Annotated in this window: 39 protein-coding genes and 1 tRNA gene; 20 read left to right on the forward strand and 20 right to left on the reverse strand. The window is 48.3% G+C overall.

Translation table 11 applies throughout. The features are described from left to right. Positions 1 to 38: 38 nt before the first annotated feature. The 13 genes from ACOSVP_RS06175 to ACOSVP_RS06235 all read right to left on the reverse strand — a co-directional run bounded on the left by ACOSVP_RS06175 (position 39) and on the right by ACOSVP_RS06235 (position 7,215). The gene (locus tag ACOSVP_RS06175) at positions 39 to 626 is read right to left on the reverse strand and encodes a hypothetical protein (RefSeq protein WP_487346616.1); all 588 of its coding nucleotides are present in this window, start codon (positions 624 to 626) and stop codon (positions 39 to 41) included. A gap of 63 nt (positions 627 to 689) precedes the next feature. Continuing rightward, entirely contained in the window at positions 690 to 1,250 is a 561-nt protein-coding gene (locus tag ACOSVP_RS06180) for a PepSY domain-containing protein (RefSeq protein ID WP_487346617.1), read from the reverse strand. An 11-nt stretch (positions 1,251 to 1,261) separates the two neighbouring features. After that, a complete protein-coding gene (locus tag ACOSVP_RS06185; protein WP_487346618.1) occupies positions 1,262 to 1,711 on the reverse strand; it encodes a hypothetical protein in 450 nt (149 codons plus the stop codon). Positions 1,712 to 1,766: 55 nt separating this feature from the next. Next, entirely contained in the window at positions 1,767 to 2,636 is an 870-nt protein-coding gene (gene orn / locus ACOSVP_RS06190; RefSeq protein WP_487346619.1) for an oligoribonuclease, read from the reverse strand. 8 nt (positions 2,637 to 2,644) lie between these two features. Further along, on the reverse strand, positions 2,645 to 3,010 hold the full coding sequence (locus tag ACOSVP_RS06195; protein WP_487346620.1) for a hypothetical protein: 366 nt from the start codon (positions 3,008 to 3,010) through the stop codon (positions 2,645 to 2,647). Continuing rightward, positions 3,001 to 3,249: a hypothetical protein gene (locus tag ACOSVP_RS06200; protein WP_487346621.1), complete on the reverse strand. Its 249-nt coding sequence runs from the start codon at positions 3,247 to 3,249 to the stop codon at positions 3,001 to 3,003. The genes ACOSVP_RS06195 and ACOSVP_RS06200 overlap by 10 nt, the downstream gene beginning before the upstream one ends. Positions 3,250 to 3,252: 3 nt before the next feature. Further along, positions 3,253 to 3,939, reverse strand: a complete 687-nt coding sequence (locus ACOSVP_RS06205; protein WP_487346622.1) for a replication protein P — start codon at positions 3,937 to 3,939, stop codon at positions 3,253 to 3,255. Then, positions 3,939 to 4,823: a hypothetical protein gene (locus ACOSVP_RS06210; RefSeq protein WP_487346623.1), complete on the reverse strand. Its 885-nt coding sequence runs from the start codon at positions 4,821 to 4,823 to the stop codon at positions 3,939 to 3,941. Before ACOSVP_RS06210 ends, ACOSVP_RS06205 begins: the two co-directional genes overlap by 1 nt. After that, positions 4,820 to 5,506: a DUF2786 domain-containing protein gene (locus tag ACOSVP_RS06215; RefSeq protein WP_487346742.1), complete on the reverse strand. Its 687-nt coding sequence runs from the start codon at positions 5,504 to 5,506 to the stop codon at positions 4,820 to 4,822. The genes ACOSVP_RS06210 and ACOSVP_RS06215 overlap by 4 nt, the downstream gene beginning before the upstream one ends. Before the next feature lie 2 nt (positions 5,507 to 5,508). Next, positions 5,509 to 5,994 carry a hypothetical protein gene (locus tag ACOSVP_RS06220; RefSeq protein ID WP_487346624.1) on the reverse strand — a complete coding sequence of 162 codons (486 nt, stop codon included), beginning with the start codon at positions 5,992 to 5,994 and terminating at the stop codon, positions 5,509 to 5,511. After that, a complete protein-coding gene (locus ACOSVP_RS06225) occupies positions 5,991 to 6,281 on the reverse strand; it encodes a hypothetical protein (RefSeq protein WP_487346625.1) in 291 nt (96 codons plus the stop codon). The genes ACOSVP_RS06220 and ACOSVP_RS06225 overlap by 4 nt, the downstream gene beginning before the upstream one ends. 316 nt (positions 6,282 to 6,597) lie before the next feature. Further along, complete coding sequence (locus ACOSVP_RS06230; RefSeq protein WP_487346626.1) at positions 6,598 to 6,849, reverse strand: hypothetical protein; 252 nt, start codon at positions 6,847 to 6,849, stop codon at positions 6,598 to 6,600. A gap of 153 nt (positions 6,850 to 7,002) precedes the next feature. Further along, the gene (locus tag ACOSVP_RS06235) at positions 7,003 to 7,215 is read right to left on the reverse strand and encodes a hypothetical protein (protein ID WP_487346627.1); all 213 of its coding nucleotides are present in this window, start codon (positions 7,213 to 7,215) and stop codon (positions 7,003 to 7,005) included. Positions 7,216 to 7,516: 301 nt separating this feature from the next. Between ACOSVP_RS06235 and ACOSVP_RS06240 the strand changes: the two genes are divergently transcribed. From ACOSVP_RS06240 to ACOSVP_RS06325, 18 genes are all read left to right on the forward strand, one after another. Then, the gene (locus ACOSVP_RS06240) at positions 7,517 to 8,269 is read left to right on the forward strand and encodes a helix-turn-helix domain-containing protein (protein ID WP_487346628.1); all 753 of its coding nucleotides are present in this window, start codon (positions 7,517 to 7,519) and stop codon (positions 8,267 to 8,269) included. A 63-nt stretch (positions 8,270 to 8,332) separates the two neighbouring features. Next, positions 8,333 to 8,935: an outer membrane beta-barrel protein gene (locus tag ACOSVP_RS06245; protein WP_487346629.1), complete on the forward strand. Its 603-nt coding sequence runs from the start codon at positions 8,333 to 8,335 to the stop codon at positions 8,933 to 8,935. Between the two features lie 340 nt (positions 8,936 to 9,275). Next, complete coding sequence (locus tag ACOSVP_RS06250; RefSeq protein WP_487346630.1) at positions 9,276 to 9,584, forward strand: helix-turn-helix domain-containing protein; 309 nt, start codon at positions 9,276 to 9,278, stop codon at positions 9,582 to 9,584. Between the two features lie 155 nt (positions 9,585 to 9,739). Then, positions 9,740 to 10,192 (forward strand): helix-turn-helix domain-containing protein, encoded by a 453-nt coding sequence (locus ACOSVP_RS06255; protein WP_487346631.1) that lies wholly within the window; start codon positions 9,740 to 9,742, stop codon positions 10,190 to 10,192. 10 nt (positions 10,193 to 10,202) lie between these two features. After that, positions 10,203 to 10,550 (forward strand): hypothetical protein, encoded by a 348-nt coding sequence (locus ACOSVP_RS06260; protein WP_487346632.1) that lies wholly within the window; start codon positions 10,203 to 10,205, stop codon positions 10,548 to 10,550. Beyond that, positions 10,550 to 10,747 (forward strand): hypothetical protein, encoded by a 198-nt coding sequence (locus tag ACOSVP_RS06265; protein ID WP_487346633.1) that lies wholly within the window; start codon positions 10,550 to 10,552, stop codon positions 10,745 to 10,747. The genes ACOSVP_RS06260 and ACOSVP_RS06265 overlap by 1 nt, the downstream gene beginning before the upstream one ends. Next, on the forward strand, positions 10,744 to 11,076 hold the full coding sequence (locus ACOSVP_RS06270; RefSeq protein WP_487346634.1) for a hypothetical protein: 333 nt from the start codon (positions 10,744 to 10,746) through the stop codon (positions 11,074 to 11,076). The genes ACOSVP_RS06265 and ACOSVP_RS06270 overlap by 4 nt, the downstream gene beginning before the upstream one ends. A gap of 10 nt (positions 11,077 to 11,086) precedes the next feature. Beyond that, positions 11,087 to 11,629, forward strand: a complete 543-nt coding sequence (locus ACOSVP_RS06275; protein WP_487346635.1) for a hypothetical protein — start codon at positions 11,087 to 11,089, stop codon at positions 11,627 to 11,629. A gap of 10 nt (positions 11,630 to 11,639) precedes the next feature. Next, positions 11,640 to 12,251 (forward strand): hypothetical protein, encoded by a 612-nt coding sequence (locus ACOSVP_RS06280; RefSeq protein WP_487346636.1) that lies wholly within the window; start codon positions 11,640 to 11,642, stop codon positions 12,249 to 12,251. 9 nt (positions 12,252 to 12,260) lie between these two features. Next, entirely contained in the window at positions 12,261 to 13,193 is a 933-nt protein-coding gene (locus ACOSVP_RS06285) for a recombination-associated protein RdgC (RefSeq protein ID WP_487346637.1), read from the forward strand. Then, positions 13,190 to 13,567, forward strand: coding sequence for a hypothetical protein (locus ACOSVP_RS06290; protein WP_487346638.1), 378 nt, complete (start codon positions 13,190 to 13,192; stop codon positions 13,565 to 13,567). The genes ACOSVP_RS06285 and ACOSVP_RS06290 overlap by 4 nt, the downstream gene beginning before the upstream one ends. A gap of 10 nt (positions 13,568 to 13,577) precedes the next feature. After that, positions 13,578 to 13,829 (forward strand): hypothetical protein, encoded by a 252-nt coding sequence (locus ACOSVP_RS06295; RefSeq protein ID WP_487346639.1) that lies wholly within the window; start codon positions 13,578 to 13,580, stop codon positions 13,827 to 13,829. Between the two features lie 10 nt (positions 13,830 to 13,839). Next, complete coding sequence (locus ACOSVP_RS06300) at positions 13,840 to 14,460, forward strand: hypothetical protein (protein ID WP_487346640.1); 621 nt, start codon at positions 13,840 to 13,842, stop codon at positions 14,458 to 14,460. 10 nt (positions 14,461 to 14,470) lie between these two features. Further along, complete coding sequence (locus tag ACOSVP_RS06305) at positions 14,471 to 15,004, forward strand: hypothetical protein (RefSeq protein WP_487346641.1); 534 nt, start codon at positions 14,471 to 14,473, stop codon at positions 15,002 to 15,004. Then, a complete protein-coding gene (locus ACOSVP_RS06310) occupies positions 14,997 to 15,233 on the forward strand; it encodes a hypothetical protein (RefSeq protein WP_487346642.1) in 237 nt (78 codons plus the stop codon). The genes ACOSVP_RS06305 and ACOSVP_RS06310 overlap by 8 nt, the downstream gene beginning before the upstream one ends. A gap of 223 nt (positions 15,234 to 15,456) precedes the next feature. Beyond that, positions 15,457 to 16,002, forward strand: coding sequence for a hypothetical protein (locus ACOSVP_RS06315; protein WP_487346643.1), 546 nt, complete (start codon positions 15,457 to 15,459; stop codon positions 16,000 to 16,002). Beyond that, entirely contained in the window at positions 15,999 to 16,313 is a 315-nt protein-coding gene (locus ACOSVP_RS06320) for a hypothetical protein (protein WP_487346644.1), read from the forward strand. The genes ACOSVP_RS06315 and ACOSVP_RS06320 overlap by 4 nt, the downstream gene beginning before the upstream one ends. Further along, the gene (locus ACOSVP_RS06325; RefSeq protein ID WP_487346645.1) at positions 16,310 to 17,545 is read left to right on the forward strand and encodes a tyrosine-type recombinase/integrase; all 1,236 of its coding nucleotides are present in this window, start codon (positions 16,310 to 16,312) and stop codon (positions 17,543 to 17,545) included. The genes ACOSVP_RS06320 and ACOSVP_RS06325 overlap by 4 nt, the downstream gene beginning before the upstream one ends. Before the next feature lie 195 nt (positions 17,546 to 17,740). On the opposite strand, the gene ACOSVP_RS06330 is transcribed toward ACOSVP_RS06325, so the two are convergent. Both ACOSVP_RS06330 and uvrB read right to left on the reverse strand, forming a co-directional pair. Then, a tRNA-Val gene (locus ACOSVP_RS06330) sits at positions 17,741 to 17,817 on the reverse strand. Positions 17,818 to 17,913: 96 nt separating this feature from the next. Then, positions 17,914 to 19,947 (reverse strand): excinuclease ABC subunit UvrB, encoded by a 2,034-nt coding sequence (uvrB, locus tag ACOSVP_RS06335; protein WP_487346646.1) that lies wholly within the window; start codon positions 19,945 to 19,947, stop codon positions 17,914 to 17,916. 205 nt (positions 19,948 to 20,152) lie between these two features. Here uvrB and ACOSVP_RS06340 point away from each other — a divergent pair, with 205 nt between their 5' ends. Together ACOSVP_RS06340 and ACOSVP_RS06345 are read left to right on the forward strand one after the other, a co-directional pair. Beyond that, entirely contained in the window at positions 20,153 to 21,022 is an 870-nt protein-coding gene (locus ACOSVP_RS06340; RefSeq protein ID WP_487346647.1) for an MBL fold metallo-hydrolase, read from the forward strand. Positions 21,023 to 21,030: 8 nt separating this feature from the next. Further along, positions 21,031 to 22,749, forward strand: a complete 1,719-nt coding sequence (locus ACOSVP_RS06345) for a SulP family inorganic anion transporter (RefSeq protein ID WP_487346648.1) — start codon at positions 21,031 to 21,033, stop codon at positions 22,747 to 22,749. A 48-nt stretch (positions 22,750 to 22,797) separates the two neighbouring features. Here the strand turns inward: ACOSVP_RS06345 and ACOSVP_RS06350 are convergent, their stop codons facing one another. The 5 genes from ACOSVP_RS06350 to ihfB form a co-directional block, all read right to left on the reverse strand. Beyond that, complete coding sequence (locus ACOSVP_RS06350) at positions 22,798 to 23,073, reverse strand: ComEA family DNA-binding protein (protein ID WP_487346649.1); 276 nt, start codon at positions 23,071 to 23,073, stop codon at positions 22,798 to 22,800. A 102-nt stretch (positions 23,074 to 23,175) separates the two neighbouring features. After that, complete coding sequence (pyrF, locus tag ACOSVP_RS06355; protein ID WP_487346650.1) at positions 23,176 to 23,883, reverse strand: orotidine-5'-phosphate decarboxylase; 708 nt, start codon at positions 23,881 to 23,883, stop codon at positions 23,176 to 23,178. A gap of 22 nt (positions 23,884 to 23,905) precedes the next feature. Continuing rightward, positions 23,906 to 25,078: a lipopolysaccharide assembly protein LapB gene (lapB, locus tag ACOSVP_RS06360; RefSeq protein WP_487346651.1), complete on the reverse strand. Its 1,173-nt coding sequence runs from the start codon at positions 25,076 to 25,078 to the stop codon at positions 23,906 to 23,908. A gap of 4 nt (positions 25,079 to 25,082) precedes the next feature. After that, positions 25,083 to 25,403: a lipopolysaccharide assembly protein LapA domain-containing protein gene (locus ACOSVP_RS06365; RefSeq protein WP_487346652.1), complete on the reverse strand. Its 321-nt coding sequence runs from the start codon at positions 25,401 to 25,403 to the stop codon at positions 25,083 to 25,085. Between the two features lie 66 nt (positions 25,404 to 25,469). After that, positions 25,470 to 25,775, reverse strand: a complete 306-nt coding sequence (ihfB, locus tag ACOSVP_RS06370) for an integration host factor subunit beta (protein WP_471779520.1) — start codon at positions 25,773 to 25,775, stop codon at positions 25,470 to 25,472. Positions 25,776 to 25,956: the final 181 nt, after the last annotated feature.

Genomic DNA, 25,956 nt, shown 5'->3' on the forward strand with positions numbered 1-25,956 from the left:
TGCAATGCAGGCTGGCCGAAGCCAGCCAAATCGATTACTTACTTTTCTGACATCCCATAGACAACGTGACTCAGCATAGAGACCTGCTCTAACAGAGCATTAACCTGATCGCGAATTTCCTCCAGAGGGTCTTTCTTTGGCTCTTCGACCGAACCAGCACGAATACGCGGCTTAATAGCGGCAGTCTCAGAGTGCGAGCCAACCAAAGTATCGCCAGATACTTTAACGCTTGAGAAAATCGGCGCTGTGATATGCAGCCCTTTTACTGCAGCATCAAAAACTTCAGATGCTTTGCGCTTCTCCCACGAACGAAAATCAAGCGGCGGCAAATCCGCCGCATCTGCCATCTCTTTGCCTTCCCACTCTCTGGCAAGCTCATCGAAGTCAGTTCGCAAATCCCCAGTGAAATTACATTCAAACGTCGGCACACCACCTTCAAAAGTTAGCGTGTCGCCGCCTGGCAACACAAAGAATTCACCTTTATCAAGCACCGTAATATCCGCACCGTTTTCATCACGATCAATCATCACCACGCCTTCTGGGGCCAACTGCTCCACCACAGACTGAACCAACGCCGAACTAGCCGCCGCACTTAACCCAACATAACTAATATTTACCTTTTGCATAAACGTCTCTCTATTATCCCAACAGTGAAGAAAGGCGGCAGGCATCCACCGCCATGTAAAACCTTACGACTTGGAGCTGAGCTCCATATTGATCACCACATCTTTAATCGGCATAGGCTGGTCGCTGATATGCAGGATCTGCCCACCGGTGACGAAGTGCTTGTGATAACGGCCTTGCACATCCCACCAGTAAATATACGGATCAGAATCACCATAGGTGCCGGACTCTTGCATAACCTGCGGCGTGTAGCGATCTCGGCCATGAACGGTCACACGGAAGCCATTGAACTCACTACTAACATGGCCGTACATTGATGAAACCATAGTCGGGTTGATCGATTTCTTACTCGATGTCACCTTGCCTTTAACCGTCGAATAGATCAGTACTTGGCCGCTGTACGGCGAGATCACATACAAATGCTTCACCGCACCAGGCTTATTATCTACCTTGTAACTGCGGACAATGTTTTCTTGTTCCAGCGTCATACCAGACGCCTGAGTTTGCACCACGGCCTTCGCCTGCGTTACGCCGCTGTCAGTTTGCTGGCTGTACTGAGCGGTTTCCGCATTGCACGCAGCCAATGAAAAACACACAGCTAGCATCAAAAGGAGCTTCGTTTTCATCTTAAATACCCTTAGTTAGTTTCAAAGAATGTAGGCACCTGATCATTCGTATCAAATGCCGACCAATTGAACTTGCTGGACTGGGCGTTATACTCCGCCACCAAACCATTCAAGCTCGCTCTGACGCCCAAAAGCTCCTGCTCCCAGATCATCAACTTTTCACGCTCCGTGCGATCCAAACCATCCATCGACGCCATGCGCTCAATCTTGGCCTGATACATAGACACATCTGCCTGTTTCTTGCGGATCTCACTCGCAGCGCTCTTAAACCACTCGTATTTCTTAAGCATCGCCTGCGGCCCAAACTCTTGTTTAGCCACCGTTGCCGCCTCAGTGAAAAAGCCCATGGCCGTTACAGCGATAGAGCCCACACCGACGACAAGCACACCCACCAACACCCAGACCAAAAACGTGCGCACAGGGCGGCGCTCCAAATTATCAAACTGCTTTTCTAACGACATAACATTCCCCTATTTCCCAACAGTGAAAGAAGGCTGACCGAAGCCAGCCGGTTAATTAAATTCGTGGATTGCTCGGCCCGCGATCTGGCCCAAGCCGTGCAAAGCTATTCATTGTGTCAATCTGAACGTCACGAGCTTCATCAAGAAGCCCCTGAATGCGCACATTATTTTTAATGGCTTCATCAGCTAGGTCACCGGCGAAACTCTCGCGCAGGCGTCCAGTTTTTACATCGATCTCAGCCGAAATCTTTAGCAGTAAGTCTTCCAGCTTCCAGCCGCTCGGATTGTCGCGACTCATCAACACATTTGCCTTTGGGCGCTCCAAATGAAGCGTATACCCCACCAGCTCGCCCAGCGTCTCTTGGATATCGCTCATGGCAGTATGAGCGTATTGTTTCTCTGCTTTAGGCAAGCCAAGACCAGACCAAGCCGTTTGGCGCAGCAGATCAATGCTAGATACATCGATCGTGCGATAGTGAAAGAACTCTTTAAGCGATGGCATCTGCGCATCGATGTACGACACATCGAAACCAATGCTATTACCGAACATCACGGCTCCGACTTTTGCCTTGCGATCGTAACCATTGATACCAAAATGAATCAGCGTTTCCATGATGAAACACTCAGCATCTTCGACATCAGAAAACACACCCAAATGCTCGCCAGACTGATTACGCAATTGATCGATCAAGCCCGACTTTGCATGCGCCTCAATAGCCCATGGATCCATACGCTCTAAAAACGATTCATCCCAAATGCCAACAGAAAACGACAAGCCTTTATTAAGCTTTTCGTCGCAAACCACAAACGCCATTTCAAGGATTGGGTAATACGCCGCACCGTGAACACGCTCACCAGATGGCAACGTCTCGTAACCGTTCAAACCACCCGTTTCTAAATCAACACCCACTAATTGCAGACTCATATCACCCCCTAAAACGAAATACTCATACCGTTACCAAGCTCCACAACACGACCATCATTAACCGTCGCGAGCGCCGCTTTCATCTTCTTGTAGCAAGCGGATTCATCCGTCTCATATAAATGATCAAGCTCATCCCAACACGCCACTAAAGCAGCCCATCGCTCCGATCGGCTTGCCATTTCAGAAATGCGTGAACGAAACTCAGGGAAAAGCTTCAGAAGGCGGTGGCAACGACCAAAATCACCCGTATCACTTGGGTGATCGCCAAATCGGTCTTTTGCTTCGATACCCGTCATATGAGATACAATCGCCCTAGATGACAAACCAGTATCACTACCCAAAAGCCACTTAACTAATCGCTCATTTAATTCCATCTCACTCTCCCATCACCGCTTAACCACTGTGCAGTATGCAAATCCACCATCTTTAAAAACGCCTTACCACGCGGGTAGCACGCCCGAATCTTTCTATCCATTTTATGGGTTGGGATGTTAATCGTGGCACCTTGGCGACGCAGTCGAACCCTATCAGCCCAATGCATCTTGCGACCTTTCATATTGTTGATATAGGGATCGCGAATCCCTTCCTCATGAATCATGTTGTTTTCAAACATCCCCTACCCCTTGCCCAGCATGGCTTTCAAAGCACCGATATTCGCGCGGCCAAGTTGTTTCAACTCCGCACGCTCTGACTCAGTTAGTTTCTTTTGTTCAATCAATTGCGGTTTATTCGCTTCGATCTGCTCGCCCGCCACAACCTTGGCGGCGATTTCCATGTATGCCTTGCGGTAGGCGTTTTGGCCTGCGCTGGTGTCCGATCGGCGTAGCTTGTGCCAGGACACTTGTTTGCCAGCGGCGTACACGGCGGCGTGACTTGGCTTCCAGTTCACAATGTCATGACTGTGATCAACCGCCTCGCGGTAGGCCTCATCAACGCTTGGCAAGCCGTAGCACCACATGATGAACTCAGCGACAACAGGCCATTTGGTGTATTTATCCTCGGTGGCGTAGCGTTTCGCGCGAGTGGTACCCGTGCGCAGCATATCGCCAGTCACCTTGGCTCTGATCAGCTCACGCACCCACTGGGTTTTAATCTGATCCTCAATCTCTTGAGACTTCATCGAGGCGCCGTAATTGGTGTAAAACGCCTTCAACGTGCCAAACAGCTTGTCGATCGTCTTAGCCATCGCCGCTTGAGCGTCTTGGTTTGCGTCCTGCGCTGGGCGTGGTTGCTCATGGACCACAGGACGGCCAACAGGGAAATTGCTTTGCTGTGTCGGTAATAAATCGCTTACGTTTTGCATCAGAAGCCCTCCGGATCAAACACTTCGTTCCAATTTACGCCGCCCTCTGGCTTGGCTTGGCGGATCGTTGGCAGTTGTTCATCGTTCCAGCGCTCGTTGTTAATCCAAGTCGTTGGCATTGGCTGGTATTGTTTCTGGTCGGCAGGTGCCGCGGCGTAGAGATCACCCCAGCGCTGCGCCTGGTCGATAATGAATTGGAGTTTCGCGACCGCTTGCTCTCGATCGTTTGGCAATGGGATTTTTGACCATTTGATCTCAGCTGGCTTGCGATTGTCCTTGCGTTGGTACGCATTCCAGAACAACTCAAACGACTGGGTTAACAACTCGCGTTTGGCCTTGGCATCGAATTTTTGATTAACCACCACTGGAGCGGTTGCGTTCGACTCGACCGAATCGGACAAATGATCTTCTGAAGTAGTCTCTGTTGTATTCTCTGTAGTAATCTCTGTAGTAATCTCTGTAATAGTTTGCTGGTTTTCGGCACAACTGTTTGCTGGTTCTTGGCAATCTAGTTTGCTACTTTCCGGCATTCCAGTTTGCTGAATTTCGGCATTCTTGTTTGTTGCAGAGATAAGCCCTAGAACTTCGGCTAACTTCTCGAAATTAACGCGATAATACGTTTTACAAGGAATGCCCTTCTTAACGATTTCAAGGACCCCTTTTGCCTTCAGTTTTTTGCGTGCGCCGTCCTGTTCATGACGCGATAAACCTGTTTCTTCCGTCCATTCTTCAATGGTTTTGTAGAACCATTTCTCTTTGTTGGAAGTGCGGTTTGACCAGTAAACAGCCTGAGAAAGGAACAGGGCACCAGAGGCACCTGCTCCCAATTCCATAAAGGGACGCTGAAAGGCGATAGGACGATCTAAAAGCTTCTCGATGTTCACAACCCACCTCCCAACTGCAGTTGAGGCTCACGCTGGTCAGCGGTTGCGATGTTTAGATTGGCCTTGCTGCCATCCTGAGAGCCAAGCACACTGATACCAACGTCAGTGCGTGAAGCGGTCATTTTGGCCTTACGCATACTCGCCTTATCAACGCCCTCAGTCTTTTTAGCATGATGCTTTTTAACTGACTCTGGACGTTCACGGGTGCCAAACACATTCACGAGCTTTTTAGCCGCTGAATACATCCAAGACTTGCAGTACAAATCCGCTTGAGCCGCATTGGCACCGTATTCATTTTGGAAATCCTTGCGCGCTTGCTCAACTTGCTGATAAAGCACGTCAAAAGAATAAGCGGCCAACTCAGCATCGCGCTCTAAGCCAACAAACTCGACACGCTGCTCCCAAACAATACGTGAACCAGCCCATCGCGGCTTTTGCCCTTGCATAGCGAAAACGCCAGAAATATCCATAATCGCCGAGATCAAAATAACCTCGTACTCTTTGGCGTTTTTGCGCGGGATCGGCTTGGAGTATGTCGTGATGATATCTAGCTCATCCGCATCGACACGATATTTCGCCATCAGCTTTTTGGCTTGGCGTTTTGCCGCTTCGGCTTCATGCTCGTTATCAGATTGAGCCAATGCCAACAGCTTGCGAATTTTATCTTTGTAACGAGAATCCATGCTCACGCCGCTACCCCCCAATCAAGCACGTCTAGTTCATCCATCACCCATGGGGTCTGGAAGCGTTTTTTTACCAACTGGATGGCATCAGGGTGTTGTGGTGGCAGGCCGTGACGGTAGGCAACGTAAAACTGCCAAACGCGCTCCTGAGTGATCTTGCGGTTACGTACAGCGCATTGGATATCGCTGGCGGACATATCCTCACCTAGGGCGCGGATTTCGGCCAGCGTCATGGTTTTACGCAGTTCAGCGATCATTTCACGCGTAATGGATTTACGGCTTTTATCCAGAGGCCAGTAACGGTGAGGCAGAGCCAAAAACTCCGCATCCGTCATGCAAAAGCGCTCGATCAACTCTTCACGAGCAAACAGCGGTTGATTATCAACGATATGGTGACCACCGCCGCGAGTAACGTACCACTCGCAGAACTTAGTGTCAGACACTGCCTGACGCATCAAATCAGCAGGGTTAGCAGAAAATAAACTCATGCCCACACCCCCTTGCTGTCACCAGTCAAAGCGGGATTAAGCAGCGCATAGACGTGTGCCTTTTCGCGACAGCCCTTGAACATGCGGGCGATATAGCCTTCGCGCTGTAGCTCATCGATAGCCGCGCGAACGTTTTCAACAGAAATCTTGGATAATTGGGAAATCTCCTGTTCGTCCAACAGGATACGAGGTGAACCGCCAAAAACAGGCAGTTGTTTGATAGCGTTGCCTACTCGATTGCCATATTCAGACAAGCGAGCGTCAACCAATAGGCGCAATTGTGCCATGGTAAGCCTCCGTAGATTATATCTGAGGCCACCGCATCGAAGTGGTAATTTCGAAATTAGGGTGGCCGGACTGTGCGCAGGGTTACCACAATCAGCTCTACGGAGTGCTGACCCATCCGAAGATGGCCCCGCCAGTCCGACCATAACAGGTAGGTACAGGCGTGCAGACATAAAAAAACCGCTCAGGGCGGTTGGTCTGCCCGTAGATTTATGCTGGGTGGTAATCCAGTCCCCTGATTTTGCAGGAGAAATTAAATTATTACTCATAGCTCTGTACCTGTCAAAAATTTTACAGATACATCGATTTATTAGTGTCTTACTGTTGATTGGCCTCTTGCCGATCGATGTTTCTTAGTTGTCCGAATCGCTGGTCGATATCTTTCACCAGCTTACAAAGTTCTGGATCGCCCCAATCAATGATTTCGTGCATTGCTAAAAAAGCCCCTTGCGGGGCGAACAATGCAGCTTCGTTTAAGACTTGGGTCGATCTCAAATGCGGGTCAGTCGTTCCACTACCACGACGACTATTGGCTAATAGACTAAACCCAGATGGGCGTGGTAGCTTCACAAGGACATCCCCTTTCCTACTCTGCTCGGGCGCTTCACAGCGTGCCGACTAAGAGCCATCAAACGATGGTTTTTTGATCCAATACAAGGATTGGATTTCATTTCTACCCCACAAGGAGGTTTTGCATGATCATAGAGATCTATACAAACAAGATCATTTCTGGTTAAAGAGTTCGGTTGGAACGGGGATAGCTGATAGGTTTTTCACCAGACCATCTACCATTTCGCCGGTTGCATCCAACTGGCGAAACACCTCCGTATCACGTAAACCAGCGTCAGAGAGCTTGGCAACCGTACTCCAAAGGTTCGCGCTTAGACCTTCTAAGCTCACTTGAACATTGGCAACGCTTGGTTGTGGTTTACTCATATCGTGCTCCTTAACTTGTTCCGCTCGGGCGCTTCACAGCGTGCCGACTAAGAGCCATACGAGCATGGCTGTTTACAGCAAGTTACTCAAAACAGTAATTTCATACAAAATACTGATTGCTAAACCCGCTCAATGTTTTCTAAATTTAACACCTATAGTAACTTTAAGTAAACAGACATCGTTCATGAAATTGCTGAAATTTACTCAATACACAAAATCTTGTGTATTACACATCCTGTGTATGAGCTAAATCAAAAGTTTACGCCCACACATTCACCAAAAACGAGGCTGACACCACTACATGCCGACGATCGAACCTTTAGAAAAAGAGGTGAAAGAAAGCACCGCTGGAGCATGCTCGCTAGCCATGCAACGTATTATTAATGCTTCGCGCTACGAGCGCAGTGAAGTAGCAGAATACGTAGGCCTTTCTAACATTGCGCTTGATCGTCGTATGCGTGGGAGCGTGTCATTCTCCCTCGAAGAAGCTGTCATGATCTGCCGCTTGGTTGAAATACCGATCGGTGACGCCCTAAAGCTGGGCGAAATGAGCCAAGAAGAGTTTGAAAACGCATGGATCTACCAATGGCGACGTCAGAACATCGCCAAGCATGTGGCTCACCTAGAAGTAGATAAAGGCCTAAACCACACTCAAATTGCTGAAATCTGCGGCTATAGCAAGAGCTGGCTAAGCAATGTGCTAAGCGGCAAAGGCAAGCTAACGGGCAGAATTGCTCGTGTAGTCGAAAAGCGCTTAGAGCTGCCAGAAGACTTCCTTGACCGCAAACCACTAACACCACCAAAAGCGGCACAGATCGACGGCTCATTACTAGCTAAAACAGCCGCTCAATTAGTGGCTACCGTGCGCGGCGAAGGCTTCGAGATCGACAGCGACCTATTCAATATCTACGTAACCGCCATCGTGCAACTTTACAACGCGCGTATTGCCACACGCGGTGGTTACGACCCAGAGACCGACGCAGCACAATTCCAAGCAGTGTATGACCAGTTGGTACTGCAGCTGAAAATGAAAGAAGGGCTTTGGAAGTTTTAAGGCAATTATTACTGATACACAGACATAACGTCTGTTAATTAAACGTAAAGCATGGAGCAAAAAATGAAAAAGCACATCCTACTTCCCGCCCTACTACTTGCGGCAACTTCTGCCCAAGCCGTTGATGCACCTCAGTGGAATCAAATCTCACTTGGCATCGTATCTGCTGATGTCGATGAAGTGGACACCTTTACCGGCGCCGCTTTAGCTGGCACTTTCCTACTAAATGAAAATATTTTCATTGGTGGACATTTAGAAAGCACTGAGACAGACATTACCGTTAGCGGTATCACTGTAGATTCGGAGCTAAACCGCTCAAATATTGGCATCGGCTACCGCTACGGAGTCACCAGCTCAACTGACATTTACGGCAAGCTATCTGCTGAGCGATATGAAGTTGTTGCTTCTTCAGGCAACCTTAGCATTAGCGAGGACGCGAATGGTGGTGGTTTTGAGCTAGGTTTACGATCAATGCTGACAGACAGTGTAGAGTTTGGGGCATCAGCTAAATACCTAAAACTAAGCGTTGATGGTGATGATGAAACAGACACACTTCTGGGCGCATTCGGCAGTTACCATTTTAATGAAAAGCTATCACTAGCACTTAGCTACTCAGCCATGGATGACGCAGACTTCACTGAATTGAAGGGCGTTTTCTCTTTCTAATTCATCAATCCTAATCTGGTAAAACAACACCAAGCCGACTTTACCGTCGGCTTTTGCCGCTTCCATTAGTGCTTCCAAGCACTCAATTTCCTTTAACACATCCATCTTTCCACCTACCATGGCGAACCGCTCGCCCCAGAATGATGCGACGCACAAAGATGAAGTGCAATAGCATCTGTAAAAGTCTACACGTTTACCGCAAAAGTCTACACGAACCGGATAGGATTTCGTCTTTTCACTACCCGCTTACTTTTCACTACCTAAATCAAATGGTTATATACACAACTTACAAATATTCTTATCAATATATATCTAATGAAATAGGTCTACACTTCACTTCATGTACAACTCGTTCGGCCAGCGCCTTAGAGCCGCACGGACAGCTAATCATATCTCACGGACAGAGCTTGCAAATCAGATCGGTTATTCCGCCCACACGGTCAAAGCGTGGGAGCTGGATCGCCATCAGCCGACCAAACACATCATCAGAAAAATCGAGCAAATCCTAAAATGCTCACTGGCTCCATGTGATATAGGTCATATAGACGCCACCCTTGCGAATGTTCGCGAAGCCATTATTCACCTACCAAAAGACCGCAAAACTGCCGCCATCCTTATGCTGGAAAACCTAGCAAAATCCTACCGTTAACGATCAATTCTTGCATAGCATATCACTTATCATAAACCATTACTGTATATATACACAGTAATTGAATTCAAGATTTTATTGTCTTTTGTGTTGACGAAATATTACTCTTGAAGTACTTTTTAAAGAACAAAGTATTTCAGGCAAGAGGCCAATCCATGCAAGACGCATTAAACATCACGTTTTACCCATCTGAGTCAGCACCGCTCGGCACTTACAAAACTGGCATCTTAGCCATGGCCGCCGAGGGTTTAACCAAACATCAAATCGCCGACAGCATCTTTCGAGCTGTACCTACAGTAATTTCTCACCAAGTCGAGGCTCGCCACCATTACGGCGCCCGCACACTGACGCAAGCCATCGCTTACGCCATCGCCCTTGGTGATATCCAGTTTCGTGTCGAAACGGCCACCGAAAAAACAACAGCCCAACGCATGACAGCCTTTGGCTTTATCTTCGCTGCGCTGATCACCGCCTTAGTAGACACGCCTTTTTTCAGTGATGCAGACCAAGACTTGGCCCGCCACTACAAAGCACGCGCCTCACGTACCGTGAAAGTACGCCATGGGCGCCTTGATCTAATCAACGACGACGAAATCTTTATCGGATAGGAGAGATAGCATGTCACGCCAACCAATCGCCAAAGGCCGCGCTGTATACGTAGCCGAGAAATATCAAAGCCGAGAGCTAGACGGCCAAGGTCAGCCAAAAGAAAAGAACCGCTATGCCACGCTTGGCCGTGCCACTGCATGGGCGCCGGAGCAAGGGCAAAACATGCCAAATATCACGCTACAACTGGACGCCGTGCCAGTGGGTGTAACAGGGCCGGTTGATATTCAGTTGTTTTGGGATGAACCGCAGCAGCAAGCCGCCCCACAGCAAAACTATCAGCAGCCACAGCAGCCACAGCCAAGCTACGGACAACCAGCCAGCTATGGTAGCTATGGCACACATTCAGGAGGCCGCTAATGCTCATTTCAACATTGCAAAAAAACCAACAAGCCACGATCACTGTGCCGCCCAGCGACTCAGACACTGTGATCGTTGTGAAATACAGCGGCCAACATAAAAGCCTGTTCCACGGCCTCACCAGCGCCGCTCGATTGGCATTTGACGCCCCGCGAACCGTAGACATCTCATTCCCGAAAAAGGAAAAAGTAGCATGAGCGAAGTTAAGCAATTCAACCAAACGCTTTACCCAGGTCGCGCACTGATGGTGCAAAACGGTGAACAAAGCCCGCTGTTTCGCATTGGCCACGTTAGCCACGAGCTAACCCAGCACGGCAACAGCTACACAGTGGAAATCAGCTCAGTGAACGCAGGCAAACACAAACGCACCCGCTTACAGGGTGAAACCATGCAACTAGGCCAATTGCTAGTTCGATTCGAGCCCAGCTCCAACCACCCAGCAGCCGCAAAGCTGGTGTTTGTAGAGATACCAAGCTCGTTCCACGTCCTACCGGACACAGACGTTAAAAAAGCAGCAGGAATGTAAGGAGACAGATATGACAACTGAAAACCAAGCAACACTAACAGCAGCTGAGCTAATCGAAAATGAACATGGCCGCTTCCATCCTAACTTGACCATTGAAAACAACATGCAGCCAATTAAATGGATCAAGGAGCACGGTTTAAAGGCACAGATCGTAGAGATCGAAGATGCCGAGCACTCTCTTACCGACTGGCAACCAGAGTCAACCTATGAAGGCGCTTTCCCTGTTGCGATCTTCCAAACAGACGATTGGGCAGACGATGCATTCACAGCAATCTTTGCTTATGAAAACAGCAAAACTAACCGCGAAATCAAACTTCAGCGCTTGGCTCGCCTTCTAGATAGAAATGACAACGCTGCTGCTGCATACCTTAGTCACTGGCTTGAGCACAATGTCGCAACCACCATCGAAGCAGCGCGCACAAAGGCAGAGCGAATTGAAGTCGGGGATGTGACCATTACTGACCCTGAGCAAATCAAGTGGTTCAAGCTTGGCATGCAAACAGCCGCCTTCGCCATTGGCGAATGCCCAGTAACTATGGACTGGAATCGATAAGGAGACAGCTATGACAACCCCACAACCACCGATCGTGAAATGGAACGACCCAAATACAGTGCCTGAGGTAAAGCTAGGTACTGAGAAGCTTTACTGGATTGCCATCTACTCAGAGCACTCTAAGAAAGAGCATGTGTTTACAGCGTACTACCAAAACCGCCCTCTTATTGAAGATGAGGAAGGCGATCTTACTCCTGAGTGCGAAGACTGGGCGCTAGAGAATGATTATGACGGCTTTATCTCATGCGTTGGCTGGGTCAAAGATAGATCGCACCCTGACTACGACCACTTTTGGGAGTTCATTAATTTTGACGATCAATACTGGTTACTAGGCTGGGCTGAGTACCAATCGCCTGAGTTCACAGGAGTGGCAGACGAAGAGCAAAAGCTTTGGGCGGTTGAGGTTCACGGCCCCGGTTCAATCGTTGCCGCTTCATCCCGCGCCGAAGCAGTTTATCGCGCAGCGCAAATCAATAAAGAGCAAAAAGAGTACATGGAAGGCGTACCAGAAGACCAACTCCACAACGTGCCAAACGTAAAGGCCGTGGTCGTTAAGTGGGAAGGCACACGCGAACACCACGCCGCATCCGTGCTTAACGCCGACTGGAACGATGTTTATTAAGGAGCCATCATGTTTTTCAAAACCATCCAAGCATTTCAGCTAAAAGACGTTGAAGCCATCGACTTTGCGACCATTGAGCAGGCTCTAAAAGATCACCCACTACGCGAGTGCGGTTCACAGGACTGGTTCACGTTCGGCGCCTTGCCGCTGATCCGCAACTCTGAGTGCTGGGCATTGATCAGCGGTGATTGCATGTTGATCCGCTTCGCCAAAGAAGAAAAGAACCTGCCAGCCGCGATCGTGCGTGAAGCGCTGGAAACCAAGGTGTCTGAGATCGAAGTGGTAGAAGGCCGCAAAGTGGGCCGCAAGGAAAAAGCCGACATCAAAGAAGAGTTGGTGTTTACCCTACGCCCTAAAGCCTTCGCCAAACGTGCGGACGTATGGCTGATGATCGATAAGAAAGCGGGCCTACTGGTGCTGAACACCACCAACGCAGTCATGACTGAGCAATCATTCAAACACCTGCAAACCATGCTGGGCTCATTCCCAATGGTGCCACTGCAGGCGCAAGCATCACCGGCGGGCATCATGACCGACTGGCTAATGAAAAACGACGTGCCAGCCAGCCTAGAAACAGGCGCTGAATGCGAAGTGGTGGACAACAGCGAAGACAAAGCCAAAGCGCGCTTTAAAAACCTTGAACCACTAAGCGAAGACGTTACCCGCCACCTTGAGCAAGGCATGCAAGTGAAGTCCCTGGCACTGCGCTACACCGACAAACTGTCATTCGTGCTTAATGATGACCTGACGCTAAAAAGCATCAAGTGGGACGACGCCCTAAAAGAGTCAGCCTTCAACGACTCCCAAGGCGGCGCCCTATCCGACATGGACGCCAACTTTGCACTGGCATCACTCACCATCCGCGAGCTATTCACTGAGCACATGGCGAAATGGTTTGAGATTGAAATGGATGAAGAAACAGAACAGGAGCAAGCGGCATGATTAGCAAGAGCATTCAACAAAGCATCACAGATCTTCAGAAGCAAATTCACCAACAAAACGTTGACGCTGGATGGTGGCACGACATCACCACTGGTGAACCTCTTAATCGAAATAAGGCCGAGCTGCTCTGCCTGATTCACTCTGAAATCAGCGAGGCAATGGAAGGTGTGAGAAAGGACCTAAATGATGACAAGTTGCCTCATCGAAAAATGGTCGAAGTTGAATTGGCTGATGCAGTAATTCGCATCTTGGATTTCGCTGGAGGCTTTGACCTAGATGTTAGCGGCGCAATTGCTGAAAAGCTCGAATTCAACAAGACAAGAGCAGATCACAAACCAAGCAATCGCAAAGCCGAAAATGGCAAAAAGTTCTAGGAGAAGCAGCATGAACGTATTTGACCTAAACCAGCACTCTTGGGACAGCAAGGCACTGGCTGGCCGCGATCGCCACGGCAATACCATCACAGTAGAGCAACTGGTAGCCGCGATCGATGGCCTGCAACAGTCACTGGCATCCAGCTCCGAAAAGCTACGCGCTAGCAACGAGCGAGTGCGTGAGCAAGATCAGCAAATCAACGAGCTAGAAAGCGGCCTAAACCACGCCCTAGCTCGCCTAAGCAAACAAAACGCCGCGTAAGGAGAACGCCATGACTGATTTACTAAAAGAAGTGTTTAAAGAATTCCAAAAAGATACAGCCAATCATGAGCTGACTATTCTGCAAGAAGAAGGCACCTACCGTCATATTCGCTTTGGCGAAAAAGGCTCTTCTTTCTACGCGATCAACATCACCACTTGGCCTGGCTATTTAGCTGTGACTGGCGATATGGGGGACTTTGTATTTACCCGCGTAAGCGACATGTTTGAATTTTTCCGTGGCAAAGACAACATCAATCCAGGTTACTGGGGTGAAAAGCTGGTGGCAGAGCCACGTGGCTCAGAATACGGAAAGAAATGGTCGGAAGAAGCGTTTAAGCGTGACGTGCGTAACTACCTAGAAGGCAATCTAGAACCACTCGAAGAACTAGAGGGTGAGGAATTATTGGCAAACATCGCTATCCGCAAAGCAATTCGAGAAGAAATTGAAGACATTTCCTTTGAGGAAGAAGCCAACCACTTTATCGCCAACTTTGACGAGCACGACTTCCAGTTCGACAGCTTCTATGAATACGACTGCACCGAGTACACACATCAATTCCTTTGGATTTGCTACGCGATAGTTGAAGTAATCAAACGCTACGACGCCACCAAAGCAGAACAAGCAGCGTAAGGGGGAAACTATGGAACTGGATGCATTTCAAATCAAAGAGCTGATCCCGATCGCGATCAAGGCGGGGCTCGGTCTATACAAGACGGCAGGCTGGATGCATATCGGCATGCCTCGCTTAAGAGTGCTAGCAACAGAAACGCAGTTGCGTGAATTTGAAAAGAACGGCGAAGCCAGCATGCGTGGTGGGAACAGACCAGAAACATTGAAGCTACTCGCCAAAAACCCTTTAGATGAGCTAAGGGAATTCAAATACCAAGCAGCTGCCGCCAGTAGCCCATTAACACTTGAGCAACGCATCAGCCAGTGCATTGCAAACGGCATGAGCGTCACAGACACCATGTCAGAGTTAAGCATAAGCCACGGAACACTCCATAAAGAGGCCACAGAGCAACAAATATTCATGCTCAGAAAGAACGGAAAAGCCCGCATGGATCAACGCATGATGGAAATCAACCACGGCACAGCGGGAATGCGCGTCATCAAAGACCAAGCGATCGCCAAACAGCGCATGCAAGAGATCATCGCCGGGAGGCATCATGTCTGAAGCATCAGACGTAGGCGGAAAGCTACTACTGGAGGCATTCGCCGCAAGTGAACGGAATGAAGCCTACACAGCAAAAATATTCTGCAACCGAGCGCAGGAATTACACGAACAAGCCACCGCCCCACTACGTGACGGCTTGGAGAAAATTAAAAGCTTTGTGCCGCGCACCCAGCAAGAACAAATCATGCAAACCATCGCGATCGAAGCATTGAAGGGAGAGAGGGCGTGAAAATATTGTTCCAAGGAATAGCCTACTTCGCAATTATCCAAACTTACGGCGCGGCCGCTTTAGCCTTCGCTGTGACATTCATGATTTTGTACTTCTGCACTTTTCGAGCAAAGGACAAATTCACAAAACTGGACTCTGAAATGCTGACTTTTAGTCTGATCATCATGTGCTCATTCAGCATCAAGATTCTTCTAGCTTACACAACATTAATGGGAGCCAATGTATGACATTAGAACGTGATCTAGAGCTTTGGCTACAAACGGGCAACAGCACCCACGCGCGAAACATCGCCAATCATTTAGTGGCTGTGCTCGAGCATGGCAAATACGAAAGCATCGATAAACTCAACGATGTCACCGTTGGCCACGGCTCCGGCGCTGAAATTAAGAGCGGCTTACTTTGGGCTTCCATCGATTGCCTAAAGAACAAGAGCCAAGCACTTAGCGAAGAAAATGAACGTCTTAAAGAAGAGATCGAACGCCAGAAATCCTCGTTCAACAGTTTAGCTGCTGGGAAAGTGTATGACTTGCTAGGACATATCGAAAAAGGCGCTGCTGATGGAGTAGAGGAATTCGTAAACACCATGATCGGCGCCCTTGAAAGCGGCTTTGTAGAAGAAGGGCCAATCACACTGGCTGAGATCTACCTGTTTATGCAATGCCACATCAAAGACAACTATGGTCGCGAAACTGAATCATTGAAAACTAAGTGGGGCAAAGAAGTCGCGGAGCTATGCGCGATCGGAATGAAAGAAGGAGAGAAAGCATGAGCGCATTCATTAAGCCAAAATGGCCCAAAAAACAGCGTCTACGTGATTACGCCAAACAAAACTTCGCCGCTCCAGAAAAAGAGTTGCCAAGACTACGCAAACAGCTGCAAAGGCGCGAATTACCCGGCGTATTAGAAGGAAAACTATGGTTTGTGTGGATTTTGCCAGATGGCCAGCCAGCGTATGGTTATAGCGAAGATGCACCAGCCAAACCGCAAGTGAAGCGAGTCGAGCAAATCTCGACAGGGAATCCGATCGCAGACGCGATCCTTTTGAAACATGAATTGAAGCAAGGCACGGAATTACGATGAACCCACCAAGACCCAACCAACTAGCCAGCAATCTAAAAGTAGTAAAACGCCCCAATGGCACGTACTACTACTACCGCATGCCAGACGGCTCGCTAGAATCGTTGGGTAAGGATATCACCGACAAAGTAGCGCGTGATGCAGCCGCAGCTCTTAATATCGCTTTGGCGGATCAAGAATCATTGGTCAATCGAATCACCCGTCGTGCCGAAGAGCTGAAGACTTACAACCCAAGCAACCCGCCAATGAGCCAAGTCCTAGACGAGTTCAAGCACACTCTATTTGCTGCTCTTGAAAATAAAAAGCAGGCCAAGAACACCGTCGATCTAAAGCTTGGCAAAATCGACGAATATATGAAACTCTGGTCAAAGATTCGCGTGCAAGACATGCGTACATTCGACCTGCATAACCTTCTCAAAACGAAAACACCGCACGCACAACAGAAGCACAAGCCATTGATGCGTGACATTTTCCGCTATGCGATCACAGCCGGTTACTGCGATGTAAACCCAGCAGATCAACTAAAGGCGCAAGAGCCAGACCCGCGCGTTCGTCAACGACACACATGGGATGGTTTTATGAAGGTTTACCAAACTGCACCGGACTGGCTAAAGCGAGCGATGGACATTGCCCTTTACAGCCTTCAACGCCGTAGCGACTTGGTAGAGATCCAGATCGCACGCGATATCGACATTCAAACGCGATCGTTTAAGGTTCTGCAGCGCAAAACACGCAACTACAAAACGCCGGTGCACCTATCGATCAAAATGGGCGACCCTCTTTGGCATGCCGTGCACAGCGCGATCACCAGCCCAACGCACTGCCCTTACCTAATTCATTGCCGACCAGGGCGAATGGACAAGCGCGATATTGCCGCTAAACCACACCCATTCGCGGTGCTGCCAGACTACCTGACCAAACAATTCAAAAAGTATCGGGATAAAAGCGGCGCCTACAATCACTTGGAGCCAAAACAGCGACCATCGTTCCACGATATACGCGCACTGGGGATCATGCTCTATTTCAAAGCTGGCCACCCAAAAGAATACATCATGGCACTCGCTGGCCACGCAACTGCAGAAATGACCGACCACTACATCGACGGCCACGAACAAGCGCAACCACTAAAAGTCGCCGCTGGTCTCGACATCAGCAAAGTAGATATGAGCAACATAAACTGGAAAGACCACCGCATACCAAGCGAGCTGATCAAACTAATGGACGAAGAGGGCTAAGCCCTCTTTTTTTATGCCTGAACAAAATTGTCAGGAAAATAATAGGGAATTGAAAAGCTAAAACAGAAGGGAAAAGCGCTAGAGCAGAACCCAAACAAAAGAAACGTTTGGAAATTTATTGGAAATTATTTGGAAATAAAAAAGCCAAGCTTGTGGCTTGGCTCTTCCACCTTACTGATTCGTAAGGAAAAATTCTGGTAGGTCTAGGCGGACTCGAACCGCCGACCTCCACCATGTCAAGGTGGCGCTCTAACCAACTGAGCTATAGACCTAGAAAGTGCTGATCATTATACGCAGCAGTTGCAGCAGTTCAAGCACTTTAAATAAAAATTTAAGTGTTTGTTTTTACTTGATGAATTGCCAGCCGACTAGGCCTCGCCCACGTCCTTGAGTTTCTTTTGCAATATGCGGATCTGGTCACGATAGCCCGCCGCCAGCTCAAATTGCAGTTCTTCAGCCGCTAGGGTCATGTCCTTTTGCAACTGCACAATCGCTTTACGCACTTCAGCCACATCATCCATGTTTTCGATTTGGTAATCTTTGACTTTCTCCGCCACCTTGCGGGTTTGCTTATTCTTATTACGGCTACCGGCACCAGGGTTGTAAGCCCCTTCCAGAATATCCTCTACCGACTTATTGATGCCTTTTGGCACAATGCCATGCTCTTCGTTAAAGGCTTCCTGCTTAGCACGACGGCGAATGGTTTCATCCATGGCGCGCTGCATTGAGCCGGTAATCTTATCAGCGTACAAAATCGCTTTACCATTAACGTTACGGGCGGCACGACCAATGGTCTGGATCAAAGAACGATCGGAGCGCAGGAAGCCTTCTTTATCGGCATCTAAAATCGCCACCAAACTCACTTCCGGAATATCCAAACCTTCACGTAGCAAGTTGATCCCGACCAGCACATCAAATTCGCCAAGACGTAAATCACGGATAATCTCCACACGTTCGACCGTATCAATGTCCGAGTGTAAGTAACGTACGCGAATGCCATGCTCGTGCAGATAATCGGTTAAATCTTCCGCCATACGCTTGGTTAGCGTGGTCACCAACACACGCTCCCCTTTTGGCAAACGCAGATTAATTTCGGATAACAAGTCATCCACCTGAGTCGCCACCGGACGCACTTCCAATTCAGGATCCACAAGCCCTGTAGGTCGCACAATCTGTTCTACTACCCAGTCTTGGTGCTGCTCTTCATATTTACCAGGCGTCGCCGAAACAAAGATAGTTTGCGGTTTAATCTGCTCCCATTCCTCAAAACGCATCGGACGGTTGTCCAATGCCGAAGGCAAACGAAAGCCGTATTCCACCAGGTTTTCTTTGCGGGAACGGTCCCCCTTGTACATGGCACCGATTTGCGGCACGGTCACATGGGATTCGTCGATTACCAACAGGGCATTATCAGGAAGATAATCAAATAATGTTGGTGGTGGCGAGCCCTCTGGGCGACCTGATAAGTAGCGTGAGTAGTTCTCGATACCAGAGCAATAACCCAACTCCTGCATCATCTCTAAGTCGTAGCTAGTACGCTGCTCAAGTCGCTGCATTTCTACCAGCTTGTTCAGGGACTTCAACTGCTCGAGACGCACATCCAACTCTTTCTTGATCTTCTCAATCGCTTCTAAGATGGTTTCCCGTGGCGTGACATAGTGGGTTTTCGGGTAAATGGTAATGCGCGGCACCTTACGAATAGTGCGATTGGTCAGTGGATCAAATACTGCCAAGTTGTCCACTTCATCATCAAACAACTCGATACGAATCGCTTCGTCTTCAGAGTCCGCCGGAAAGATATCAATCACATCACCGCGTACACGAAAATTACCACGCTCAAATACCATGTCATTGCGGGTGTATTGCAACTCCGCTAAACGGCGCAACACCGAACGCTGATCAATGCGATCACCGCGATCAAGATGCAACATCATTTTCAAATAAGCCTGTGGATCACCTAGGCCATAGATCGCCGACACGGTCGCCACAATGATAACGTCTTCACGCTCGAGCAACGCTTTCGTCGCAGACAAACGCATTTGCTCAATGTGTTCATTCACCGAGGCATCTTTCTCGATAAAGGTATCCGATGCCGCCACATAGGCTTCCGGCTGGTAATAGTCGTAATAGGACACGAAGTATTCGACGGCGTTATTTGGGAAGAACTCTTTGAATTCACCATATAACTGAGCAGCCAAGGTTTTGTTGTGCGCCATAATAATAGTGGGTCGCTTCACCTCCGCCACCACATTGGCCACGGTAAAGGTCTTACCGGAGCCGGTTACCCCCAACAGCGTTTGATGGGCAAGGCCTGCCTCAATACCTTGAACAAGCTTTTTTATGGCCGCTGGCTGATCACCAGCAGGCTGATACTGCGAAACAACTTGAAATTCCTGTGACACTTTTACGCCCTATACTTTTCATCAGCGATAAGACCAAAGGGTAACAAATTTCCTGCACTAGGTCTTAACCAGAACATGACATTAGAAAGAAACAATATAAAACCTGAATCAGCTAGTCCAAATCGCTCTATCTTCGTTGTTGCTAATATAAAATGATTTATATAGCATAAAGGAATAACCTTATAACCTTTAAAGAGGTAGCAACATGTCATCTCAACCACTTGTTAAAGCATTTTTCGACGAAGCCACCTTTACCGTGTCCTACGTTGTCTCAGATGAAGCCACCAAAGCCTGCGTCATTATCGACTCTGTTTTGGACTACGATCACGCTTCGGGTCACACTTCGACCCAATCTGCAGACGATGTAATTCACTACGTAGAGGCTGAAAACCTAAAGGTTGAATGGATCCTAGAAACACACGTCCACGCCGACCACCTTTCCGCTGCACCTTACCTTAAGAAAGCGCTGGGCGGCAAAATCGTGATTGGCGACAACATTACTACGGTGCAAAACACCTTCGGTAAACTGCTTAACGCAGAGCCGCAATTCGCACGCGATGGTTCTCAGTTCGATCAACTGGTTCACGAAGGCGATACATTGGCATTCGGTGAACAATGTGTAGAAGTGCTACATACACCAGGCCACACACCCGCTTGCGTGACTTACGTGATTGGCGACGCTGCCTTTGTGGGTGACACCCTATTTATGCCGGATTACGGTACGGCGCGCTGTGACTTCCCTGGCGGCGATGCCGCGACACTTTATCGCTCTATTCAAAAGATCTTTGCCCTTCCGGCTGAAACACGCTTGTTTATGTGCCATGACTACAAGGCACCAGGGCGTGAAGAATACATTTGGGAAACCTCTGTTGCTGAGCAAAAAGCCCATAACATCCATATCCATCAAGGCATTACTGAAGAGGCCTTTTGTAAAATGCGTACCACTAAGGATGCGACGCTGGCGATGCCACGCCTGATTTGGCCATCAGTACAAGTCAATATGCGTGCTGGCGATCTACCACCTGCAGAAGAAAACGGCACTCGTTACCTTAAAACACCTATTAATTTGGTATAAGGCTCCCAATGACTCGATTACACCGCTACGTACCTGCAACCGTTTGGTTAAAGGATTACTCTCGCAGCGATATGCAAACCGATATGATGGCCAGCATTATTGTCACCATCATGTTGATTCCGCAGAGTTTAGCTTACGCTATGCTGGCAGGCTTACCGCCTGCCGTGGGCTTATACGCCAGTATTTTACCACTGGTTGCCTACGCTCTGTTTGGCTCAAGCAGAACGCTGGCCGTGGGGCCAGTAGCGGTAGTATCGATGATGACTGGCACGGCAGCATTGCAGTTTGCTGCCCCCAATACCGCCGAATATCTAAGCGTCGTCATTCTACTGGCGGCGATTTCAGGCCTGTTTTTATTGCTCTTGGGCTTATTTAAACTAGGCTTCTTAGCCAATTTATTAAGCCACCCTGTTATTTCTGGCTTTATCAGCGCCTCCGCGATCCTAATCGCACTCGGACAGGTAAAACATATTCTTGGCATTAAGGCATCGGGACACAATTTGGTCGAAATGCTGGAAACCATGTGGCACAGCCTGTCCAGCACCAACATGACCACCCTTGTGATTGGTGTCGGCGCGATCATTGCGCTTCACTTACTACGCAAATACTTCAAGGCCATCCTAATGGCGTTTGGACTCTCGAATCATCAAGCGCAACTGGCTTCTAAAGCGGGCCCGGTATTAGTGGTCGTCATTGCCACACTAGTGGTTGCGCTACTGCAGCTAGATCAAGTGGGTGTCAAAGTTGTCGGTGATGTACCCAGTGGTTTTCCGCCTTTGGCTTTGCCCGATATGAACTTCACTTTAGCCATGGATCTCCTACCCGCAGCGATTTTGATCAGCATCGTAGGCTTTGTGGAATCAGTGTCTGTGGCACAGTCTTTCGCTGCGAAACGTCGCCAAAGCATTGACCCTAACCAAGAGCTAGTAGGCCTAGGTGCCGCAAACCTAAGCTCGGCCTTCAGTGGCGGTTTTCCGGTAACAGGTGGTTTTTCACGCTCAGTGGTAAGTTTTGATGCGGGCGCAAAAACACCCATGACCGGCGTCTTTACCGCCATCCTAATTTTGCTAACACTAAGCTTTTTGACGGGTGCATTTTACTACCTACCCAAAGCCGTATTGGCTGCCACCATCATAGTCGCCGTGGTTCAGTTGATTGATTTAAAAGGTTTTCTGGAAGTGTGGCGTTACTCTAAACAAGACGCCAGCGCCTTAATTGCCACCTTCTTAGTAGTACTTTTAGTCGGGGTTGAAGCTGGCATTATTACTGGCGTGAGCTTATCGTTGCTGCTGTTCCTATGGCACGCAAGTCACCCACATATTGCCGTAGTCGGTCGCGTCGCGGGCACCGAGCATTTTCGTAATGTGGAACGTTTTCAAGTAGAGACCCATAAAGAAGTGCTAACCGTGCGCATTGATGAAAGCCTGTTTTTTGCCAATGCTCGCGTACTAGAAGACAAAATCACTCAATTAGTTGCACAAAATAAAGACTTGAAAGATGTGGTTCTGATGTGCACAGCCGTGAATATGGTTGATGCCAGCGCCTTAGAAAGTCTTGAAATGATTTGTGAGCGTTTGCACTCCACCGGCATTCGCTTACATCTATCGGAGGTCAAAGGGCCAGTGATGGATCGCTTAAAAGGGTCTACTTTGATTTCACATCTTAGTGGCAATATTTATCTAACCCAGAACCAAGCGTTTGAAGATCTCTGCCAAAAAGAAGGGTGATCCTAAGACCACCCTTCTTTTGTCAACTTCCATTAATGAGGATCTAGATTACTCTGGCGCTTTGATCTGCAGAATCATACGGTTCTTATCCAATAGTGCCGGACCAATGCCCTTCACTTTCGTTAAGTCATCTACGCTCACAAATGGGCCATTCTGATCACGATAAGCGACAATGGCCTCTGCTTTACTTTGCCCCACGCCATTGAGCGCCAAAGCCAGCTGATCTGACGTAGCCGTGTTTAGATCTAATGGTTCAGCAGCAAAAGCCGCCAGAGGCAACACACATAGAGATAACGCCAGCAGGCGCTTAAGGGAAAATTTCATTTGCATACTCCTTATGCTAAAAGTTGGCTTCATGCCAAAATTAAAAAACCGATCTGGAGGGATCGGTTTTTAGAGTAGCACAAGAAATCATCTGTACAAGTTTTAAGCAAGCATACCTAACTCATTATTGACCTGAGTTAATACTGCAATCGGATCCGCTGCTTGTGTAATAGGTCGCCCCATCACCAAGTAATGGCTGCCCGCTTGCATGGCTTCCACAGGCGTCATAATACGTTTTTGATCACCTTGATCAGAACCCGCTGGACGAATTCCAGGTGTCACCAAGACAAAGTCTTTACCCAAGGTTTCTGACAACATTTGTGATTCTTGTGCAGAACATACCACACCATCCATACCAGACGACTGTGCTAATTTCGCTAGACGCATCACGTGATCACGTGGCGATAGATCGATACCGATTTCAGATAAATCCGTTTCGTCCATACTGGTCAATACGGTTACTGCGATCAGTAGAGTATTGTGATCGTGGATTTGCGCCAGTGCGTTAGCAGAGGCTTCCATCATGCGACGACCGCCACTAGCGTGCACGTTCACCATCCAAACACCTTCTTTCGCGGCAACAGAGACGGCATTCGCTACGGTATTTGGGATATCGTGGAATTTAAGATCTAGAAAAACATCAAAGTCTAGCTTGTGAAGTGCTTCCAAGATCGCTGGACCCGCTTTGGTAAACAGCTCTTTACCGACTTTTACGCGACACAATTTTGGGTCTAAGCGTTTTGCCATCGCAGTAGCTTGTTCAATTGTCGGATAGTCTAAGGCTACAACGATTGGAGATTGGCAAGTCATGAAAATTCCTCTGATATAAAGTCTACTCCCCTTCTAAACCATGGATAGGTTTCACCGTGCCCCAACTCTTGCAGCTTGGGCATTGCCAGTGCAGTTGATGCCCGGAAAAACCACACTGACGGCAGCGATGCTTCGGTTTAGAAGAGGTTAATTGCTCGATTAGTTCGTACAAAACACTTAAGTTTTCTTGGTCGTGCCCTTCAGAGTCCTCACGCTGCATATCGATCAGCTCTTGAAACCCTTTAATAGTTGGGTGGGCACGCAATTGCTCTATTATAAACTGTTCTGCGAACTCTTTGTCATCTTGTGCAAAATGTTCTGTCAAAGCACGAATCAAAGTCGCCGAAGGATGCTTTTTCAACTGCTCTTGGAGAAACTTAATGTAGCCACCACCGCCCCACACTTGCAGATAGCAGTCACGCAGCTTAGGAATCACAATCGGTAGAAATTCGTGATCCTGATCGGCAACCATTTTCAGCTCTTTAATGGCATCACGGTAACGTTTCTGGCTGATGTAAATATCGGCAAGGCCAATGCTGGCTCGGACACAGTCGATGTCCACTTCGATGGCGGATTTGTATTTCTGAAACGCCTGCGTCCACTGCTCTTTACGAATCGCCTCTTCGGCTACTTCACAGTAAAAGTGCGCCAAACGCTGAGCATGTCGGCGACTAGGAAAGTCGGTTTGCAATTGATGAGCGATGCTAATGGCTTTATCCCAGCTCTGCTCGAACTCATACAAATCTACTAGAAGAGTGAATATTTCTTTCTGAAATTCCGTTTTACGGGCCGCAATATTGAGCAACAAACGCTCCGCACGATCCAATAAACCTGCGGACATAAAATCACTGGCAAGCTCTAGCTGCACTAAACGAGTATCACGAGGCGAAATATCTGGGCGCGCCAGTAAGCTTTGATGAATATTGATGGCTTTTTGAATTTCGCCTTTTTTGCGAAACAAATTACCGAGGGTTAAGTGGATATCGAAGGTATCGGCATTAACTTCTAGAGAGTTAACAAAGGTATCAATGGCTTCGGATTGCTGACCATTTAGAAGATGATTTAAGCCCCGAAAATAGTCATTCGGGACTTTTTTTAATTCTTGCGCTTGGGTTTCTTTGCTGCGGCGTCGCCCTAGCATCCAACCGATGAATAAGGCAACGAAGAGAACAACAAATAAGCCCCACTCGGTCAAGGGACTACTCCCGCTCCGACAATTCTGAAGATAGGGACGCTTTGCGTAAATTGTCGATTTCAGCTTGTAGGCTTACCAGCTGCTTAGTTTTCTTACGAATATTGCGCTCTAGACGGAACAACAAAGCACTTGAGGAAGCCAGCGCCAACACAATACCGACCGCAAAAGCGATAATCATGTACAACGCCACACTCAACTCTGGCGATTGCCACAGCACTAGATCAAGACTGATCACTTCGCCATTGCGAATTGCAAAGAAAAGACCGATGAATAAGAAGAAAGCTAGGGCAACTAGAAGTACCACTCGCTTCAGCCATTTAAGCATAAAACACCCATATACTGCGTTACTCAGCTTATTATGCCGAGGCGCAGGGAAAATTTCGATAGAAAATTAGCTCAACTCTTTCGTATCTGCGACAGAGTTGACCAATTCACGCAATTCTTTACCAGGCTTGAAGTGTGGAACGTACTTAGACCCCAATTCAACTGACTCTCCAGTTTTAGGGTTTCGACCCACGCGAGGCGCACGATAATGTAGAGAGAAACTACCAAAACCACGAATTTCAATACGCTCGCCGTTCGCTAACGCTTCGGACATATGCTCCAGCATTGCCTTAACCGCCAACTCAACATCTTTTACTGGTAGATGGGGCTGCTGGTCAATTAGCATTTCTATCAGCTCAGATTTTGTCATCAGTGTCCTCTCGACTATATTTTGATCACACCCTTAGACTAGCTAAATTTAGAAAGAAAGCAATAACTTAACGAAGATTTGGCATAAAATTCCCGCTTTTTTTGGCTTTCTATAACGATTATTTCTGCTAAGACTTTGCGATGACTAGCATCCGACGGGGCTAACTTCTATAATTGCCGCCATT

The sequence above is a fragment of the Marinomonas sp. HM11-D genome (genome assembly GCF_057626615.1).

Bases quoted from the DNA above. Each gene is read 5' to 3' on its own strand.
- ACOSVP_RS06175 (WP_487346616.1), bottom strand. From the start codon at position 626: ATGCAAAAGGTAAATATTAGTTATGTTGGGTTAAGTGCGGCGGCTAGT.
- ACOSVP_RS06180 (WP_487346617.1), bottom strand. From the start codon at position 1,250: ATGAAAACGAAGCTCCTTTTGATGCTAGCTGTGTGTTTTTCATTGGCT.
- ACOSVP_RS06185 (WP_487346618.1), bottom strand. From the start codon at position 1,711: ATGTCGTTAGAAAAGCAGTTTGATAATTTGGAGCGCCGCCCTGTGCGC.
- orn (WP_487346619.1), bottom strand. From the start codon at position 2,636: ATGAGTCTGCAATTAGTGGGTGTTGATTTAGAAACGGGTGGTTTGAAC.
- ACOSVP_RS06195 (WP_487346620.1), bottom strand. From the start codon at position 3,010: ATGGAATTAAATGAGCGATTAGTTAAGTGGCTTTTGGGTAGTGATACT.
- ACOSVP_RS06200 (WP_487346621.1), bottom strand. From the start codon at position 3,249: ATGTTTGAAAACAACATGATTCATGAGGAAGGGATTCGCGATCCCTAT.
- ACOSVP_RS06205 (WP_487346622.1), bottom strand. From the start codon at position 3,939: ATGCAAAACGTAAGCGATTTATTACCGACACAGCAAAGCAATTTCCCT.
- ACOSVP_RS06215 (WP_487346742.1), bottom strand. From the start codon at position 5,506: ATGGATTCTCGTTACAAAGATAAAATTCGCAAGCTGTTGGCATTGGCT.
- ACOSVP_RS06220 (WP_487346624.1), bottom strand. From the start codon at position 5,994: ATGAGTTTATTTTCTGCTAACCCTGCTGATTTGATGCGTCAGGCAGTG.
- ACOSVP_RS06225 (WP_487346625.1), bottom strand. From the start codon at position 6,281: ATGGCACAATTGCGCCTATTGGTTGACGCTCGCTTGTCTGAATATGGC.
- ACOSVP_RS06235 (WP_487346627.1), bottom strand. From the start codon at position 7,215: ATGAGTAAACCACAACCAAGCGTTGCCAATGTTCAAGTGAGCTTAGAA.
- ACOSVP_RS06240 (WP_487346628.1), top strand. From the start codon at position 7,517: ATGCCGACGATCGAACCTTTAGAAAAAGAGGTGAAAGAAAGCACCGCT.
- ACOSVP_RS06245 (WP_487346629.1), top strand. From the start codon at position 8,333: ATGAAAAAGCACATCCTACTTCCCGCCCTACTACTTGCGGCAACTTCT.
- ACOSVP_RS06250 (WP_487346630.1), top strand. From the start codon at position 9,276: ATGTACAACTCGTTCGGCCAGCGCCTTAGAGCCGCACGGACAGCTAAT.
- ACOSVP_RS06255 (WP_487346631.1), top strand. From the start codon at position 9,740: ATGCAAGACGCATTAAACATCACGTTTTACCCATCTGAGTCAGCACCG.
- ACOSVP_RS06260 (WP_487346632.1), top strand. From the start codon at position 10,203: ATGTCACGCCAACCAATCGCCAAAGGCCGCGCTGTATACGTAGCCGAG.
- ACOSVP_RS06265 (WP_487346633.1), top strand. From the start codon at position 10,550: ATGCTCATTTCAACATTGCAAAAAAACCAACAAGCCACGATCACTGTG.
- ACOSVP_RS06270 (WP_487346634.1), top strand. From the start codon at position 10,744: ATGAGCGAAGTTAAGCAATTCAACCAAACGCTTTACCCAGGTCGCGCA.
- ACOSVP_RS06275 (WP_487346635.1), top strand. From the start codon at position 11,087: ATGACAACTGAAAACCAAGCAACACTAACAGCAGCTGAGCTAATCGAA.
- ACOSVP_RS06280 (WP_487346636.1), top strand. From the start codon at position 11,640: ATGACAACCCCACAACCACCGATCGTGAAATGGAACGACCCAAATACA.
- ACOSVP_RS06285 (WP_487346637.1), top strand. From the start codon at position 12,261: ATGTTTTTCAAAACCATCCAAGCATTTCAGCTAAAAGACGTTGAAGCC.
- ACOSVP_RS06290 (WP_487346638.1), top strand. From the start codon at position 13,190: ATGATTAGCAAGAGCATTCAACAAAGCATCACAGATCTTCAGAAGCAA.
- ACOSVP_RS06295 (WP_487346639.1), top strand. From the start codon at position 13,578: ATGAACGTATTTGACCTAAACCAGCACTCTTGGGACAGCAAGGCACTG.
- ACOSVP_RS06300 (WP_487346640.1), top strand. From the start codon at position 13,840: ATGACTGATTTACTAAAAGAAGTGTTTAAAGAATTCCAAAAAGATACA.
- ACOSVP_RS06305 (WP_487346641.1), top strand. From the start codon at position 14,471: ATGGAACTGGATGCATTTCAAATCAAAGAGCTGATCCCGATCGCGATC.
- ACOSVP_RS06310 (WP_487346642.1), top strand. From the start codon at position 14,997: ATGTCTGAAGCATCAGACGTAGGCGGAAAGCTACTACTGGAGGCATTC.
- ACOSVP_RS06315 (WP_487346643.1), top strand. From the start codon at position 15,457: ATGACATTAGAACGTGATCTAGAGCTTTGGCTACAAACGGGCAACAGC.
- ACOSVP_RS06320 (WP_487346644.1), top strand. From the start codon at position 15,999: ATGAGCGCATTCATTAAGCCAAAATGGCCCAAAAAACAGCGTCTACGT.
- ACOSVP_RS06325 (WP_487346645.1), top strand. From the start codon at position 16,310: ATGAACCCACCAAGACCCAACCAACTAGCCAGCAATCTAAAAGTAGTA.
- ACOSVP_RS06340 (WP_487346647.1), top strand. From the start codon at position 20,153: ATGTCATCTCAACCACTTGTTAAAGCATTTTTCGACGAAGCCACCTTT.
- ACOSVP_RS06345 (WP_487346648.1), top strand. From the start codon at position 21,031: ATGACTCGATTACACCGCTACGTACCTGCAACCGTTTGGTTAAAGGAT.
- ACOSVP_RS06350 (WP_487346649.1), bottom strand. From the start codon at position 23,073: ATGAAATTTTCCCTTAAGCGCCTGCTGGCGTTATCTCTATGTGTGTTG.
- pyrF (WP_487346650.1), bottom strand. From the start codon at position 23,883: ATGACTTGCCAATCTCCAATCGTTGTAGCCTTAGACTATCCGACAATT.
- ACOSVP_RS06365 (WP_487346652.1), bottom strand. From the start codon at position 25,403: ATGCTTAAATGGCTGAAGCGAGTGGTACTTCTAGTTGCCCTAGCTTTC.